Here is a 17,105-nt window from a genome sequence, read left to right on the forward strand (position 1 = left end):
ATAAATTCTGGATTCAAACCATTGTACTATCATCATCAATTGTCAATTGCTTCGTCAAGTAAGGCCACAAGCGCTTTCTCATTGCCGTTAAGCGATACGGAATCGTCGCAGGTTTGACAGGCATAACGCCCGATATTCCTGTTTTCGTAACTCGCGATGACCGCAGGATGGACGTAATATTTCTTGCAGACGCTGCGCGTGTTGCCCAATTTTTCCGCGACAAAATCCACGACCGCGACGATTTTCTTTTTACATTCTGTGTCACTTTTGAACGCGCCGATATCCTGAAAGGCACACAAGGCTTGAACACTTCCAGACCAACAACGGAAATCTTTCGCACTGAAGTCCTCGCCGGAAATCTCCTTTATATAGGCGTTCACATCGCCGGAACCGATACACCGGTGCGTTCCATCGTCGTCATAATACTGGAATAAATCCTGTCCGGGAATGTCTTTGCACCGTTGCACCAACTTGGCCAATCGCGCACTTTGCAGGGCAATTTTGTGTTTCACGCCCTTCTTTCCGGTGAATTCGAACCAAACCGTAGCACGGTCAAACTTGACATGCCGGTCGCGCAACGTCGTCAGACCAAATGAGCCATACAATTTTTTATAGGCATCATTCCCGATTCGGATGTTGGTCGTCTCGATCAGTTTCACCACGAGCGCCAATACTTTTTCATAGGGTAATCCGGGCAGCGCCAAGTCTTTTTCAACGCGGCTCCTGATTTTTGGAAGCGCATCCGCAAAACGACGCAACCTGAAGAATTTCGATTGGTTCCGTATGTCATTCCACTCCGGATGGTACCGGTATTGTTTGCGGCCTTTGGTATCGGTTCCCGTCACTTGCAGGTGGCCGTGTTCGACGGGTGAAATCCATACATTTTCCCACGCCGGCGGAATGACCAATTTTGCGAAACGTTGAAGTAGTTGCTTATCGCGGACGATTTTGCCTTCGGGGTCGCGGTACTTGAAACCGTCGCCAGCGCGATACCTCGTAAAGCCTTTGGCGCGGTCTGACAGGTACCGAAGCCCGACGGTCTTGGCCGTGGCTTTTGGATCGTTGCCGATTTTAAGGAGTTTTGCGTGGAGCCGATTCATCTATTAATTCCGGTTGTCTCGCCCTTTGATGCTGAGTTCGTACAAAGTCCGGGACGCACTTTTTTCATCGAACGACAAATCGCCGGCCACAAATACGCTTTTCTCACCTTTGTCTGACTTGATGCCGTAAACGGTCGCTTCGTCGCCTGGGTCGGTTTGCCCTTCGTAACGGTAGATGTGTACGATTTCAAAACAGTCGCCGCAATCCACGATGCGGTTTTCCTGTAGGTTGAAATCGACGGTAAATCCTTTTTCCTTGAGTTCCTGCAAGGCTTTGGATACTGTAGCGTAGTGATACATGTTAGTGTCCATGACAATTGGTTTTATGTTTTAAATAAAGTTACGCCAACCAGAAACCCTTTGCTGGTAAGGAAAAGTTAAACCTGCTTACATGATTTTCATGTTTGAGTCCGATGTCAAATGTCAAATGTCGAACGGATTGCAAGTCATTTGACGTTTGACGTTCGACTTAATGATGTAACTTTGCGCCGCAGGCCGCCTTATCGCTTCAGTAATGAAGAGGAAAGTCCGGACACCATAGGGCAGCATAGCGGGTAACGCCCGCCGTCCGCGAAAGCGGATAGGACAAGTGCAACAGAAAGGATGTACAGGTTAAGCTGTAGTGAAATCAGGTAAACTCTATGCGGTGAAATTCCAAGTATACCGGCATTCAAGGACGGCCCGTCCGTTGCCGGAGGGTAGGAAGATGGAGCCAGTGGGCAACTGCTGGCCTAGATAAATGATAAGGCTTCTGAATCTTTCGGAAGACAGAATCCGGCTTACAGGCCTGCTTTTTTTATAGTGGCTAGTGAATAGTGGCTAGTTGCTGGAGAAAATTAGATTAAAGATTTAAGGCCATGTTGAGTCTATGGCAGTCATCTAGCGACGAGTTACTAATCCCTAATCACTTTGAACACCAAGCTATCCATCAGGCCAATCCTCACCAACCTGACTTTTTGGGTTCTGGTCGCCATCGTTTCCGGGATTGCACTCGGACATTTCGCGCCGAACACCGCCGTGAAGATGGAAATCGCAGGCAAGGGTTTCATAGAAATCATCAAAATCTTCATCGCACCCATTATTTTCCTGACGATCGTGCTCGGGATTTCCGGCATGGGCAACCTAAAGAAAGTTGGGCGCATCGGGGCGAAAGCACTGCTTTATTTCGAAATCGTCTCGACCTTGGCGTTGGCTATTGGGGTTGTCGTGGCGTATATATTCCGACCAGGGAAAATAGACAAGTCCGGTTTGGCCATCGGCGATGCTGCGAAATACACCGGCGCTTCTGCTGATTTCAGTTGGTGGGCTTTTTTCCTATCGAACGTGACGTTGCAAGTGTTGACCGCGGCCATACTCGTTGGGATTTTGCTCAATTACATCCGGCATCGGGAAGCTGTTGTCCGCATCTTGGAACGCGCGTCCGTTTTTGTCTTTGGCGCGCTGAAGTACGTGATGTATCTCGCCCCAATCGGTGCGTTCGGCGGTATGGCGTTCACCATAGGTAAGTTCGGATTGGCTACGCTGATTCCGCTCGGAAAACTGATGCTTTGCGTGTATGCGACGATGGCCGTGTTCATTTTCTTCGTGCTTGGTGCCATACTTCGATACTACCGCATCAGCATCTGGCAACTACTCCTATATATTAAGGAAGAATTGCTCATTGTACTCGGTACGTCGTCGTCGGAAGCCGCGTTGCCGTCCATCATGCGGAAACTGGAGAAAATGGGTTGCAGCAAACCGGTGGTCGGGCTGGTTGTCCCGACAGGTTATTCGTTCAATCTTGACGGCACATCCATATACCTGTCTATGGCGGTCATTTTCCTGGCGCAGTTGTACAATGTTCATCTGAACTTTCTCGAAATCCTGTCCATCATCGGCATCCTGATGGTTACCTCAAAGGGTGCGGCGGGCGTCACCGGAAGTGGCTTCATCGTTTTGGCCTCTACGCTGACGGCCATCCACAAAATTCCGGTGGAAGGTTTGGCGTTCCTGCTTGGCGTGGACAAATTCATGAGCGAAGCACGCGCCATCACCAACCTGATCGGTAACAGCGTCGCTACCATCGTTGTGTCGCTCAGCGAGAAGGACTTCACGGAACCGGATTTTGGGCAAGAAAGCCGCGAATTCGCGAATTAAGATTTTTCATTCGTGAATTCGCGGTTGGTTTTAGCGCTGATTTTTTCAGCCCCGACCACAATGGCAATCCCTATGACATAAGTCAGCATGTCGATCCAGGAAAAAGATGTCCCGATGACCGTGCGTGCGAGTTTGGATTGTTGCAGGTTCAGCCGTTCTACTAGATTCAAATACTGCGCGAATTCTACGGCAAAGGCAAAAAGCAACACGCCCAAAGCGGCAGGCCACGGTCTAACGTTCAGGAACGACTTGAGGAAGCAATAGATCAGGATCACGACCAGCACATCGCCCAGATAAGGCCGCACGAAATCGTCGTGCACATACAAGGCGATGAGCACTTCGGTGCAGAACACCAATAGGAAAATGAGGAAATATTTTTTGTTGAAGAGCATCGCCATTATCTTACTTTGAATTCAAGCCCGATGTTGCGGATGCTCTCAATGGCGATGCGCGGGTCGGCCCCGAAGTATTTCCGCAACCGGCTGATGAATACGTCCATGCTGCGGCCTGAGAAAAAGTCGGTGTTGCCCCAAACTGCTTGCAGGATTTCGTCGCGTTTGAGCAGGCCATTCCGGTTTTCATAGAGAAATGCGAGCAATCGCGCTTCCTTTTCGGTGAGGCGTTGCACGGTGCCGCCGCGTGTGAGTTCCAGCCGTGCTGCATCGAAAACATAGTCCCCAATGGGCACCATTCCCATTTCCGTGGGCTGCTTTTTCTCGACACGCTTGAGGATGTTCTGGATGCGCAACACGAGTTCGTCGGCTTCGAACGGCTTGGTGATGTAATCGTCTGCGCCCAATTGCAAACCTTTGATTTTGTCTTCCTTCAGTTGCCGTGCGGTCAAAAATACAAATGGCACTTCGGGGTTGATGGCGATGATTTGCTCGGCCAATGAAAAACCGTCCAGATTGGGCATCATGACATCCAGCACACACAAATCAAAAGTAACGGTTTGAAACGACGCCAAAGCGGCTTGGCCGTCTGTTGCATGGAACACTTCGAAGCCGTGCAAACCCAGATACTGCTTGAGCACATTCGCAAAATCGGCATCGTCCTCGGCCAGCAAAATCTTTTTCATCAGCCCGGAATGTTGATCGTAAAGGTAGCGCCTTTGCCCAAATCGCTCGCTACGCCAATCGTTCCGCGGTGCGCCTTGACGATTTGCTCCACATAATACAGCCCGAGTCCGAGTCCTTTTGCATTGTGCAGGTTGCCTTGTCGTGCGCGGAAAAATTTATCGAACAATAACGGCTGGTTGGCTTTGGAAATCCCGATGCCGTCGTCCCGGATCGCGATGTTCAAACCCTCTGGCGCCGGCGACGTGGTCACGGAAATGTTCCGGCAACCGTATTTCACGGAATTTTCCAACACGTTGTTGAGGGCTGTGGTCACATGGAATTTGTCGATGGTGATTTGCGCATCGGCGTGAAAGACCGTTTGTATCGGGACGTTTGGATGCGCGAGCGAAAAATCGGCGACGATGGTTTCCAGGAATTCGCGCGCCGACACTTTTTCCTTGGTGAGTGCGATGGCCTCGAACCCGAGTGCGCCGGTCATGACCTGATCGATCAAATGGTGCAGCCGGGTGTGTTGCCGCCCAATGGTGTCCACGACGTCGTTGTACACCGCTTCATTCTCTCGGATGCCGTCGCGCTGCAGGATTTTGGTTGAAACCGACAAGGTTGTCAGCGGTGTCTTGAATTCATGTGTGATGTTGTTGATGAAATCTGTCTTGACATCTGCGATTTTCTTTTGTTTGATCAGTGCCCGGATCGCGACCACAAAAAGCGTAACCAATACGAGAATCGATACGATGGCGAAAACAAGGATGAGCATCATGCGCTTGAACACGATCATTTCCCAGTTGTGTACCGAAATGTACAACGTGTCTTCGGTCAGGATTTTATGCCCGGCCGCGGTATCGCTGATGGTTCCAACGTAATTCCTCACCAGGAAAGCATCGTCAAGCGACTGCAGATTGCCATACAACGTGTTGGCGATTTTTGGTTTTTCGGCGAAAATCGTGTCGGTTGCGCTGCGGTTGTCATACAGGACGAACTTGTCGAGCACGACCGCAAAATCAACGGTAAGATCGGGCATCTGGCGGGCGAATCGCGACTCGAGTTTCCGGGTGATTTCATCCCGGTAACGGCTTTGTAACAAGGCTTGCTTGACGGCATCGGCGCGTTTGCCTTGGCGGTAGTCCTGCGCCAATTCTCTATACAAGGCGTCTTTTTCGCCCACAAGCGCCGAATCGATGTCACCGAAATCATTCGTCGTGGATGCAATCGTGGCCTTGATTTCATTGCGGAATTCGGCGACCTTGTAATCGTAAGCCGTCTTCACCAGATAGTATTGCATCGCAGACAGCGCCACGAAAACCACGGCGGCAAATCCAATCAGGAGATTTATCTTTTGTTTCATCGCAAAGAATTGTCTCAAAAATAGTGGTTTTGCCCGAATCGTTTCCACATTAACCTTGCATTAACCGCCCATTAACCTACCGGACCAAAGTTCTCACGCAAATTTGTGGGATGAAAACCAAACTTTCCGATTATGCTATTGGTATCTAAAGTCTATGCGCGATCGCGGAAACAGCCAGAGGATTTCGGCTATTTGCACATCGCCATGAAGTTCCAGAACGACCCTGTCGATGTGATCATCATCTCCAAGGAAAACAAACGCCGCAGCCGCAAACCGCTGTTGTTTTTCTGTCAGGACAACCTGCCGCAGCCGCTCATTCGGTACGATGCGAACGGTTTGCATCCGGTTTTGCCGTTTGACGAACAGCCTTTCCTGGACGCGTTCCACATTGCCATTGCCGCGGCACCGTTCATTCCGGTCATTGCGGACGCCACAACTTTGGCTGAAAATGCTACTTATTATAAGGACGAAAAAACCAAGTTACCGCCGCGTCAATATTCAGAGCGGAATTTTCTGGATTACCATGTGGCGCGAAACAATTTCATTGTCAAGCAACTGGCGCGTGAACGCTGGGCCGACAGCAGGAACATTGTCGTGGCCGGGCATGCCGATGGGGCAACGGTGGCCGCGAAAATGGCCGTGAACAACCACAAGATTTCCCATTTGATCTATTCCGGCGGCAATCCGTACGGAAAAATCCTGAGCCAGCTGGCCGAGAACCCGGAAGAACGCCAAAACGTACTGGCGCAATGGCGCAACGCGGCCAACCGTGACCATGCGCATGCGACGCATCCGAAACCTGTTTATGATTTTTCACAGCCGCAGGGGCAACTGCTGCTTGGCCTGGGCATTCCGGTGCTGGTATGCTATGATTTGTGGACGCACGCCGCGCCATACCACGATTTACTTCAAGTGGAAGCCATCAGGTTACAGAAAGAAAATTTTAGGTTCATCACTTATACGTCAATGCACGATTTTGCCGGGGTTGTCGGGCATGGGAGCGATGATTACGACCAATATCGCTGGGAGAAACGCGCGTCGGACTGGCGCCATTGGCTGTCGCACGCATGAAGAAAATACTATTGATTTTACTGGTTCCGGCGATCGGGTTTGGCCAAAAAACCGAGAAAGATTCTACGGCGCAAAAGCTCGATGAAATCGTATTGTCGGCCTCGCCCAAAACGTTTACCAACAAGAATGGAAACCTCAAGGTTGACGTGGCCAATTCCATTTACAAATCGGTGCCGAGCGTACTGGATCTGCTGGCCAAACTCCCGAAAGTGCAAGTCAGCGCCAACCGCGAAGCCGTTTCCATCGTCGGGAAAGGAGAACCGCTTATTTACATCGACAACGCCGCTGCCAGCATAAAAACCTTAAATGCCATGTCTGTGGACGATATCAAAAGCGTCGAAATCATCAACAATCCGTCGGCGAAATACGAAGCAGACGGAAAGGCCGTCATCCTGATTACGCGCAAACGCAGCCGCCGCGAAGGTTTCCAGACGTTGGTCTCGCAAAATGCATCGTTCAAGAAAGGCAGCAATTGGTACCAAAATCTGGGCGCCAGCCTGAAACACGGCGCCACCGAATTCAGGGCAAACGGTAGTTTCAACAACCTGCATCCTTGGGAAAGCAACGGGAATCGGTATACAATCCCCGGCGCGGACATCATATCTGAATATTTGGTTGAAGGATTTTCCAAGCGGCGACAATGGCTGTACGGCGGCAGCATTTTTACGCAGTTCAAGGGTGACGATTACCTGTCGCTGAGTGTCAACGGACGGCGTCAGGCCGATGATTTCCGCTTCCATACCTTGACCGAAAATAAGGAAGGCATGGCGCAAAACCAGATTGAAACCGTGGGCAACAATGATTCGCGCAAGGATTTTATGGTTGCCGTGCTGAACTATTCGAACAGGACTTCGTCCGGAAACGCGGGGATTTTTATAGGTGCACAATATTCGCGGTTGGCCACGCCGTCTGTCGTCCGGTCGTTCAACAACTACAACGATACGCAGTTTGCCCCTTTTGTCAAGACCGTCCAGGATTTCGGTATTGGGGCATTTTCGGCACGGATCGACTACGATTTAAAATACACCGACGACATAAAACTTGAAGCGGGCGGTCTGCTTTCTACGGCAAAATCAACGACCGATGTGGCCAATGTGAACTTCGAGGAAAATACGGATGTGCTATCGGTTTACGGGTTGGACGAAAAGATCGCCGCGGCCTATATACAGCTTTCCGGGCGCGTAAAAAAAGTCAATTGGTCTGCGGGCATCCGCGCCGAGAACACAAACGTCTTGGGCCAGAACCGCGGCGAAAGCCATCCGGCCGTAGCGAAGAACTACACGACGATTTTCCCGAAAGCGCAACTGGATTTTGCCATCGACAGCACCAAAACCGTCACGCTGAACTACGCCAAAAGTATTTCGCGACCTGATTTTTCGGCCATTAACCAAGGCATAACCTACATCAATCCGTACTTCGTCTTTACCGGAAACGTCAACCTGAACCCGGCTATTTCGGACGAACTTTCCGTTAATTTCCAATACAAGGACAAATCGTTGAAAATCGGTTATTACAAAACCAAGGACAATGTCAATTACAGTTTCCTGTACGATGCGGCGGCGAACCTGCTTACGCACCGGCCCGAGAATTTCGACCATGAAACCACGTACAGCATCGAGTTGACGGCGCCGTTTGCGTATAAGTTCTGGACCACGACCAACGTATGCAGCATCAACATCAGCGAAGTCGAACAAAAAGGTGCGGTAAAACTGGCCGTGAAACCGTATGTTTACGGCTATTCGAATCACCAGTTCGCGCTCTCGAAAGAATGGACATTTTCAGTTACCGGATGGGGTTTTACCAAGCGTTACCAAGGTATTCTGGAGAACAATGCGTTTTTCATCGCCGATCTGGCGCTATCCAAAACCTACAAGAGTTGGACGTTCAGTCTGGCCGCGAACGACCTGTTCAGGAACATGAATTTTCAGGAAAAATTCCGGACTGCGGCGGTTTCAACTACCGCGAATTATTACGTGGATGCGCGGGAATTCTCGGCTGGGATAAAATATGCGTTCGGGAAAGTGAAATCAAACTTCACCGAAAAAAGTGTCGATGAAAATGCGCGCCGGATCAGGTGATTATTCTGTTAAAAGCTCAAAGAAACTGAACACCGAACCGCCGTAATGCTTCTGGAAAGACAAGTGTGGCTGGCTGTCGAACTTGGTGTATTTGGAATGTTCGATGATGAGCATGCCGTCGTCCTCGAGCAGTCCTTTTTCGAATACGGTTGCGGCAATACGGTCAAACTTGCCTTGTTCCAGGTCGTACGGCGGATCGGCAAAGATGATGTCGTATTTTGCGTTGCTCTTTTCCACGAATTGGAACACGTTGGCCTTGATGGGCGTGATGTCGAAATCAAACTCGGCGGCGGTTTGCCGGATGAATTTGATGCAACCGAAATCGGCATCTACGGCAGTAATGTGCGCGGCACCGCGTGAAGCGAACTCATAGCTGATGTTGCCCGTGCCGGCAAATAAATCGAGTACGGTCAGGCCTGTAAAATTGAAATGGTTGTTCAGGATGTTGAACAATGATTCCTTGCTCATGTCGGTCGTGGGGCGAACCGGCAGGTTTTTCGGCGGATGGATGCGGCGGCCTTTGTATTTCCCGGAAATGATCCTCACGATTGCAGCAGGATGAAGTGCTTGAGCCGATCGGATTTGGACAGGCTGCTGTGGCCGGGGAAATCGTCGAGGTCAATCAAAGACACGTTCCGGACGTATTTGTACGCCATTTGGAAATATTCGCTGTCTTCGGAAATGTCGCCCAGCAATTGAAGCCGAAACGTCTCAGGATTGAGGTTCAATTGCTCTGCGGTGAACAACAAGTAATAAAGGAAATCTTCTTTGGTACGGTATTCAAACGAATTGAACAGCAGCAGTTTCTGGTTTTGCACCACGACAATCTCGAAACAGTGTTTGGTGAAATGCACGAAAACCCTTTTGGAATCAATATTCTTGGACATTTCCAACAGCCGCGACACCAAAATACTGTTGGTATTCTTGTACGTGAACGGCCCGAACTGGTCGATCAGGAAGTTGTTGATGTTCACATACGGGATGTACACGTTGTTCATGTCGGTATTCGGGATGTCGTCGTAGTCGAAGAAATCATTCTCGAAAACCTTGGCGTTGTATTGCAGGTAACTGCCCAGGAAATCTTCGTCGAATAATGCTTTGGGTACGAACGTGTTTAGGCTGTTGTTGTGGATCACGAGCACTTCGTCATACTCGCGGGTCAGATGGTAATCGTCCACAAATGCTTTCCAGTAATGGTCTTCGACTTTGTTTGCCCTTGGGAATGTCGTGAAATCGATGTGTTTCACCGCGCCGACTTTCTGGTTGAGCGTGTCATGTACGACATAGGAAAAGCCTTTCGTCCCGACGAGCAGTACGAGCTTGCGGTATTTCTTTTCGGTGATGTCGGGCGTGTGGGACATATTTTTCGATAGAGACGCAAACATACGATTTTAGCGGAAAATATTTGTCAGGCAGGCCACGAATTCGCGAATTGTTTTTGGTAGGCGGAATTTGGAAGGTTCGGGTAATTCATGGTCAAAAAGATAAAACAAAAGACAACTGTGTTTATCTTTGGAAACCAGAAACCAGACCTAGTGACCGATCACGATTTTTACCGCATCCTTTCTTCGCGATTCCCGTTTTCGCCCACGTATAAACAGGACATTTTCTTCCGCGAGATTGCGGGTTTCCTGACCGAAAAAGGCGACGATGCGATTTATGTCCTGAAAGGTTACGCGGGTACCGGAAAGACGACCGTGATTTCTACGCTGGTGAACAACCTGCAGGAAATAGGGCAGAAGTACGTACTCTTGGCGCCGACGGGGCGTGCGGCGAAAGTCATCGCGAACTATTCGCACAAGGCGGCCTTCACGATCCACAAGAAGATTTATTTTCCGAAGAAAAACGCAGGCGGCGGGGTAGGGTTTACGCTCCAACAAAACAAACACAAGAATACGGTATTCATCGTGGACGAAGCCTCGATGATTTCGGATGCGCCTACGGAATCGGCAATGTATGCGAACGGTTCATTGCTGGACGATTTGGTGTCTTACGTTTACAACGGCAACGGCTGCAAGATGATTTTGCTGGGCGATACGGCGCAATTGCCGCCGGTTAACCTCGAACTTTCGCCGGCGCTTGAAACCGATGCATTGGCATTGCACTACCAAAAAGAAGTCCGCTCGATTGAATTTGACGAAGTGATGCGGCAGGAAGAAAAGTCCGGGATTCTCTACAATGCCACCGAATTGCGCGAACTGCTCAAGGACGATTTCATCACTGATTTCCAATTCACGTTGCGCGGATTCAAGGATATCGTGCGGCTGCAGGACGGTTATGACATACAGGACGCGATCAATACGGCATACAGCAACTACAGTATTGAGGACACGGCGTTCATCGTGCGGTCGAACAAACGCGCGAACGCCTACAACCAGCAGATCCGCACCCGTATTCTTGACAAGGAAAGCGAATTGTCGGCGGGTGATTTTTTGATGGTCGTCAAGAACAATTATTTCTGGCTGACCGAACAAGACCAAGCGACATTTATTGCCAACGGCGACATCATTGAAGTCCTGGAGATTTTCGGAATGATGGAACTCTATGGCTTCCGGTTCGCCAAAGTAAAGATACGGATGGTAGATTACCCCGAACAGCGCGCGCTGGAAACCGTATTGTTGTTGGACACGTTGACTTCTGAATCGCCATCGTTGACTTACGAGGAATCAAACCGATTGTATCAGGAAGTCCTGCAGGATTATGAGGATGAACGGGCGATGTGGCGCAAACTGCAGAAAGTCAAGGAAAACGAGTATTTCAATGCGTTACAGGTAAAATTCTCCTATGCCATTACGTGCCACAAATCGCAGGGCGGCCAATGGAATACGGTGTTCATCGAGCAACCGTATTTGCCCGATGGCATCAACCGCGATTATGTACGCTGGTTGTACACGGCCATGACGCGCGCCAAGGAACGGTTGTATCTGATCGGGTTTAAGGATTACGACTTTGATAATTAATAATTGGGTTGCGTTAGGGATGGAAGCGGCAGCCCGGAGCGCCAGCGAGGACTACAGCGTACAGCCCGGCCGAAGGCAACGCCCAAAAAAACCACTACATTTCATGGAATACATTATTTTTACTTATTTTTCCAGCCACTAACCACTAACAACTATCAACTAGCAACTAGCAACTAGCAACTAGCAACTAGCAACTAGCAACTAGCAACTAGCAACTAGCAACTAGCAACTATAAACTAGCCACCAAAACATGATCTCCATCGCCGTCATCCCAGCCCGTTACGCCTCGACCCGGTTCCACGCCAAGCTCATGCAGGATTTGGGCGGGAAGACCGTAATCCGGCGGACGTATGAAGCCGCGGTGGCCACGGGCTTGTTCAACGATGTTTTCGTGGTCACGGATGCTGATTTGATCTACGATGAGATTGTCGGGAATGGCGGAAAAGCGATCATGAGCATCAAGGAACACGAGTCAGGCAGCGACCGCATTGCCGAGGCTGTGGCCGATATCGAGACGGACATCGTGGTAAACGTGCAGGGCGACGAACCGTTCATGCAGCGCGAACCGTTGGCCGAATTGCTCGAGGTGTTCAAGGCCGATACAGAAAAGAAAGTTGATTTGGCTTCGCTGATGCGCCGTATAACCGATCCGGCCGAAATCGGCAACCCGAATAATGTGAAAGTCGTGACCGACAAGCAAGGTTTTGCGCTGTATTTCTCACGGTCGGTGATTCCGCATTTGCGCGATGCGAACGCTGCGGCAGATTATTTCCAGCACATCGGGGTGTATGCATTCCGTAAGGAAGCCATTCTGGATTTCGCCCAATGGCCGATGGGAAAATTGGAAGCCGCGGAGAAACTGGAGCAATTGCGTTACCTGGAATTTGGCCGCCGCATTAAAATGGTGGAAACCGCGCACGTGAGCATCGGGATTGATACCGCGGAGGATTTGGAAAAAGCGAGGAAGTTAATTAATAATTAATAGTTAATAATTAATAATTGTTAACGTCCAGATCTACTTTCGGTACAGTTCGTAGTAGGCTTCCGTGTTGTCGAGGTACGCGCCGTCAAAGCCCGCGTTGAGGATTTTTTTCATGTAGGAATCGTCGTTGCCGAAGATAATTTTCTGCCAGACCGGGTTCCAGTATTCCACATAGATTTCATCTTCGTAACCTTCGTATGGTTTTTTCAGGAAAGCAGGCGTGCCCAGTTTCCAGCTTGGGTTCCAGTAATAACGCCAGTTTTCGGCTGCACCGATGTTGATGTAGCAAATCACCAATCGCTTCCCGCCACTGGCTTTCACCTTCAGCTTTTGCACATCTTCGGGCGTGAGCGGGTTGTATTTATCGAAGAACAGATCGACGGTGACCAAGTCGAAATCGGTCTTGGAAATCGCTTCAATATATTGCGCTTTCGTTTCGAAACTCTCGGGATTAATCAGATAAAGATAATTTTTGATCTGCTCGATGCTGGTGACATCGTCTGTATTGCCATCGACGATGCGGTCTGGGATGCGGCGGTAATGATAATTGCTTTCTGAGCGCACGAACGGAATGAAACCTTCTTTCTTGTTGCGCGCTTTCGCATCGGGCACGTCGGCGTCGTTGGTTACGAAGTCTGACACCAGGATCTTTTTGCTGTTGAGTTTTCGCAGGTTTTCAAGCCGGAGCGAATCGATGTTGAGCGTTTCATAATAGAACAATTCCTCCACAGCCAAACCATCAATGGCCGCCATGTATTTCTGGTCAATGCCTTCGCGGTGATTGGCTTTCTTGAACGCGAGTTCGATGCCGTTCTGCGGAATGATGATGAATCCTGGGTTGGCTTTCTTGGCGTATTCCGAAATGCCGATGACGAAACGTTGCATTTTCTCCGCCGCGCCCACATTGACTTCCTTGCGGTGCTGGCGGCGTTCCTTGTCTTGCGGTTTGCACTCCCAACTCATCAGGCAAAGGCAACAAACAAACGGGATGGCAAGTGCGATTTTCATGCGTCGGGAGATTGTAGGTGTGGTCACGGGTTGATTTAGAATTGCGGCTTAAAAATAGGACTTTTTTATTTCTGATTCAAACTGGTTTCCAGGCGCAAACGCCCGATTTAAGAAAAATTTATGCTGAAACAGTCCGAGGCATGAAAACCCTAACATGCATTTCGGCGTAAATGGCGGAATAACTTTAAAATTTAACCAGTCATGAAAAAGTTCATTTTATCAGCGCTCATTTTTACGATGGGCATCGCGACAACCACAGCTCAGGAAAAAACCGTCATGGTAGGCGGCGCGGCCATGTATCCGTCAAAGAACATTGTTGAAAATGCCGTGAATTCAAAAGACCACACCACGCTCGTGGCCGCCGTGAAAGCGGCCGGACTTGTAGAAACTTTGCAAGGGAAAGGCCCGTTTACGGTATTCGCACCAACGAATTCGGCTTTTGATAGGCTGCCCAAAGGCACTGTGGAAACTTTGGTGAAGCCGGAAAACAAGAAGACGCTCACCAATATCTTGACGTACCACGTCGTCGCCGGTAAGTTCAATGCGGCCGACATCGCCAAAATGATCAAGGAAGGAAACGGCAAAGCCAAGATCAAGACCGTGAATGGCGGCACATTGACCGCTTGGATGAAAGGGAAGGATTTGTACTTGACTGATGAAAAAGGTGGCATGTCCAAAGTCACGATCGCCGATGTCAACCAATCCAATGGCGTGATCCATGTCGTGGATACGGTGTTGATGCCGAAGTAATTCACCTGAATGACCAAAAAAAAGCCGCTCTCGTAGCGGCTTTTTGTTTTTTATGCCCTCAGGCTGGCACCCAATTCACTCTCGAATTGGTGCGTGAGTTTGCGCATGATCTTGTCGATCTGTTCGTCGGTCAAGGTCTTGGAATTGTCCTGGATCGTGAAGCTCACGGCGTAAGATTTTTTGCCTTCCGGCAAGTTCTTGCCCGAATATACGTCGAACAGGTTTACGTCTTTCAGCAATGATTTTTCCGACTGGCGGGCAATCTTGTAGATGGCATCGAACGACACGCTTTCATCTACCAGCAACGCCAGGTCGCGACGCACTTCCGGATAACGCGGAATATCAGTAAACCTGATTTTGTTGGTCAGGAGTTTCAATACAGCGCTCCAGTTGAAATCGGCGAACAAGACTTCCTGCTTGATGTCGAATTCCTTGAGCAGCGATTTTTTTACCGTGCCCAATTCCACCAAGACTTCGTTGCCGCTTACCAACGCGATGCCCTCCGAAAAAATATCGTTGTTGGCGGGTTGGTTCTGGATTTTCTCGATGCCCAGACGCGACAATACGGTATTCACATAGCCTTTGAACAGGAAGAAATCCGATGCTTGTTGCGGCCTGCCCCAGTTTTCCTGCAGGCGTTGGCCGGTAACAATCATCGACAAATGTTTGTTTTCGGTATAGCCGTCGGGCAATTTGTGGTAGGTTTTTCCGAATTCGAACAATTTCAAATCCTGATTCTTGCGGTTGATGTTGTACGACACGGCTTCGAGCGCCGAGAACAGCATCGATTGGCGCATCACGGCCAGATCGCTGCTCAGCGGGTTCAGCATCGATACGTTGTGTTCCTCTTTGAGCATCGATGACAACTTCACATAATCTGCCGTCGTCAACGAGTTCGCCATCATTTCGTGGAATCCCAACGAAGTGAGTTGCGCCCCGATGATGTTCTGGACTTTATAGTCTTCTGTACGCGCCGAATAGGAAACGGTCGCGTTGAATTTCTTGGTGAAATTAATGTTGTTGTAGCCGTACACGCGCAGGATTTCCTCGATGACGTCGATCTCGCGGTTCACATCCACGCGGTATGCCGGCACGACCAAACCCAATCCGGCATCTGAAATGCTGTTGACCTTAATGTCGAGCGACGCCAGGATTTTCTTGATGGTTTCCTTCGGCAATTCCTGCCCGATGAGTTTCGCGGCTTTCCCGAAGTTGAGCAACACCGGAAAATCTTCGATCTTCTTCGGATAGACATCGATCAGATCAGACGTGATTTCACCGCCGGCGACTTCCTGGATCAAAAGTGCGGCGCGTTTCAGGGCATAGTCGGTAATGGTCGGGTCGATGCCACGCTCGAAACGGAATGAAGCGTCGGTACTCAGGCCGTGTCTTTTCGCGGTTTTCCGAATGGTAACCGGGTTGAAGTATGCGCTTTCCAAGAATATATCTTTCGTGGTTTCCGTCACCCCTGAAAGCTTTCCACCGAAAACGCCAGCCATACACAGCGGGCCTTTTTCGTCGCAAATCATCAGGTCTTCCTGGTGCAGCGTGCGTTCCACGTCGTCCAGCGTGAGGAATTTGGTTCCGGCTTCCACGGTTTTTACGATGACTTTCCCGTTGATCTTGGCCGCGTCGAAGGCGTGCAATGGCTGCCCGAGTTCGTGCAGGACGTAATTCGTGACATCCACGATGTTATTTTTTGGCGTCAGGCCGATGGCTTTCAAACGGTTCTGCAGCCATTCCGGCGACGGTTTCACTTTCACGCCGGAGATTGTCACCCCGCAATAGCGCGGTGCCAACTTCGCATCCTTGACATCGACGTCGATCTTGAGCGTGCGTTTGTCCACCTTGAATTTCGTGACCGACGGTGTAATGAGCTCGGCGTGTACATTCCGTTGTAGCAGGCCGGCACGCAGGTCACGTGCCACGCCCATATGGCTCATCGCATCGGCGCGGTTCGGGGTAAGCCCGACTTCGAATATTTCATCGTCTTCGATGTTGAACACCTTGGCCGCCGGCGTTCCCGGTTTGAGGTTCGCATCCAAAACCATGATGCCGTCGTGGCTTTTACCCAGCCCAAGTTCATCTTCTGCGCAAATCATCCCGAAACTTTCCACGTCCCGGATTTTGCCTTTCCCGATCTTAAACGGCTGTCCATCCTTGTCGAACAATGTCGTCCCGATCGTTGCGACCGGCACTTTTTGCCCAGCGGCTACATTCGGCGCGCCGCAAACGATCTGCACCGGATTGCCGTCGCCGAGGTTAACCGTTGTTACTTTCAAACGGTCGGCATTCGGGTGTTTTTCGCACGTCAGGACATGGCCAACCACAACGCCGTCAAGGCCGCCTTTTACCGATTGGTATTTTTCAACGACTTCCACTTCGAGTCCGAGGTCGGTGAGCAGCGCCGCAGTATCGGCAGCATTCCAGTCTATCTTGATGAATTGTTTAAGCCAGTTATAGGAAATCTTCATTTAATGGGTGTTATGACAAGGCTGCAAATATAGGCATTCGCCTGCGGAGTTAAAAGCGTTTTCGGTGAAAAACAAATTCGGAATTTAAGGATTAAAATTTTGTCGAAAATTAAATTTGAAGT

At 49.9% G+C, this 17,105-nt stretch carries 15 protein-coding genes and 1 other RNA gene; 7 read left to right on the forward strand and 9 right to left on the reverse strand.

What is annotated here, in order from left to right:
• Nucleotides 1–35: 35 nt before the first annotated feature.
• Complete coding sequence (locus ACM9J1_RS01720; protein WP_415580142.1) at nucleotides 36–1,100, reverse strand: DNA topoisomerase IB; 1,065 nt, start codon at nucleotides 1,098–1,100, stop codon at nucleotides 36–38.
• A 3-nt stretch (nucleotides 1,101–1,103) separates the two neighbouring features.
• Nucleotides 1,104–1,412: a hypothetical protein gene (locus ACM9J1_RS01725; RefSeq protein ID WP_415580144.1), complete on the reverse strand. Its 309-nt coding sequence runs from the start codon at nucleotides 1,410–1,412 to the stop codon at nucleotides 1,104–1,106.
• Nucleotides 1,413–1,587: 175 nt separating this feature from the next.
• On the opposite strand from ACM9J1_RS01725, the gene rnpB reads away from it, so the two are divergent.
• Nucleotides 1,588–1,898: RNase P RNA component class A (rnpB, locus tag ACM9J1_RS01730), an RNA gene on the forward strand.
• 111 nt (nucleotides 1,899–2,009) lie between these two features.
• Nucleotides 2,010–3,236: a cation:dicarboxylate symporter family transporter gene (locus ACM9J1_RS01735; protein WP_415580145.1), complete on the forward strand. Its 1,227-nt coding sequence runs from the start codon at nucleotides 2,010–2,012 to the stop codon at nucleotides 3,234–3,236.
• On the opposite strand, the gene ACM9J1_RS01740 is transcribed toward ACM9J1_RS01735, so the two are convergent.
• Genes ACM9J1_RS01740 through ACM9J1_RS01750 form a run of 3 tightly spaced genes read right to left on the reverse strand, consistent with a single transcriptional unit; the run spans nucleotide 3,233 to nucleotide 5,660 of the window.
• On the reverse strand, nucleotides 3,233–3,628 hold the full coding sequence (locus tag ACM9J1_RS01740) for a ribosomal maturation YjgA family protein (protein WP_415580146.1): 396 nt from the start codon (nucleotides 3,626–3,628) through the stop codon (nucleotides 3,233–3,235). The genes ACM9J1_RS01735 and ACM9J1_RS01740 overlap by 4 nt on opposite strands.
• Nucleotides 3,629–3,633: 5 nt before the next feature.
• Nucleotides 3,634–4,314, reverse strand: coding sequence for a response regulator transcription factor (locus ACM9J1_RS01745; RefSeq protein ID WP_415580147.1), 681 nt, complete (start codon nucleotides 4,312–4,314; stop codon nucleotides 3,634–3,636).
• Nucleotides 4,314–5,660, reverse strand: a complete 1,347-nt coding sequence (locus ACM9J1_RS01750; RefSeq protein ID WP_415580148.1) for a sensor histidine kinase — start codon at nucleotides 5,658–5,660, stop codon at nucleotides 4,314–4,316. The genes ACM9J1_RS01745 and ACM9J1_RS01750 overlap by 1 nt, the downstream gene beginning before the upstream one ends.
• Nucleotides 5,661–5,792: 132 nt before the next feature.
• Here ACM9J1_RS01750 and ACM9J1_RS01755 point away from each other — a divergent pair, with 132 nt between their 5' ends.
• A complete protein-coding gene (locus ACM9J1_RS01755) occupies nucleotides 5,793–6,731 on the forward strand; it encodes a hypothetical protein (protein WP_415580150.1) in 939 nt (312 codons plus the stop codon).
• The gene (locus ACM9J1_RS01760) at nucleotides 6,728–8,809 is read left to right on the forward strand and encodes a TonB-dependent receptor domain-containing protein (protein WP_415580151.1); all 2,082 of its coding nucleotides are present in this window, start codon (nucleotides 6,728–6,730) and stop codon (nucleotides 8,807–8,809) included. The genes ACM9J1_RS01755 and ACM9J1_RS01760 overlap by 4 nt, the downstream gene beginning before the upstream one ends.
• Here ACM9J1_RS01760 and ACM9J1_RS01765 read toward each other — a convergent pair whose 3' ends face one another.
• Entirely contained in the window at nucleotides 8,810–9,355 is a 546-nt protein-coding gene (locus ACM9J1_RS01765) for an RsmD family RNA methyltransferase (protein ID WP_415580152.1), read from the reverse strand.
• Nucleotides 9,352–10,170, reverse strand: coding sequence for a DUF3822 family protein (locus tag ACM9J1_RS01770; protein ID WP_415580154.1), 819 nt, complete (start codon nucleotides 10,168–10,170; stop codon nucleotides 9,352–9,354). The genes ACM9J1_RS01765 and ACM9J1_RS01770 overlap by 4 nt, the downstream gene beginning before the upstream one ends.
• A gap of 174 nt (nucleotides 10,171–10,344) precedes the next feature.
• Between ACM9J1_RS01770 and ACM9J1_RS01775 the strand changes: the two genes are divergently transcribed.
• The gene (locus ACM9J1_RS01775; protein WP_415580155.1) at nucleotides 10,345–11,769 is read left to right on the forward strand and encodes an ATP-dependent DNA helicase; all 1,425 of its coding nucleotides are present in this window, start codon (nucleotides 10,345–10,347) and stop codon (nucleotides 11,767–11,769) included.
• A 250-nt stretch (nucleotides 11,770–12,019) separates the two neighbouring features.
• On the forward strand, nucleotides 12,020–12,751 hold the full coding sequence (gene kdsB, locus ACM9J1_RS01780; protein ID WP_415580156.1) for a 3-deoxy-manno-octulosonate cytidylyltransferase: 732 nt from the start codon (nucleotides 12,020–12,022) through the stop codon (nucleotides 12,749–12,751).
• A gap of 33 nt (nucleotides 12,752–12,784) precedes the next feature.
• Here kdsB and ACM9J1_RS01785 read toward each other — a convergent pair whose 3' ends face one another.
• Complete coding sequence (locus ACM9J1_RS01785) at nucleotides 12,785–13,759, reverse strand: endo alpha-1,4 polygalactosaminidase (protein WP_415580157.1); 975 nt, start codon at nucleotides 13,757–13,759, stop codon at nucleotides 12,785–12,787.
• A gap of 237 nt (nucleotides 13,760–13,996) precedes the next feature.
• On the opposite strand from ACM9J1_RS01785, the gene ACM9J1_RS01790 reads away from it, so the two are divergent.
• Complete coding sequence (locus ACM9J1_RS01790) at nucleotides 13,997–14,509, forward strand: fasciclin domain-containing protein (protein ID WP_415580445.1); 513 nt, start codon at nucleotides 13,997–13,999, stop codon at nucleotides 14,507–14,509.
• Nucleotides 14,510–14,559: 50 nt separating this feature from the next.
• Here ACM9J1_RS01790 and pheT read toward each other — a convergent pair whose 3' ends face one another.
• A complete protein-coding gene (gene pheT / locus ACM9J1_RS01795; RefSeq protein WP_415580158.1) occupies nucleotides 14,560–16,983 on the reverse strand; it encodes a phenylalanine--tRNA ligase subunit beta in 2,424 nt (807 codons plus the stop codon).
• Nucleotides 16,984–17,105: the final 122 nt, after the last annotated feature.

It is taken from the genome of Flavobacterium longum (assembly GCF_965137575.1).
GTDB classification, from domain to species: domain Bacteria; phylum Bacteroidota; class Bacteroidia; order Flavobacteriales; family Flavobacteriaceae; genus Flavobacterium; species Flavobacterium longum.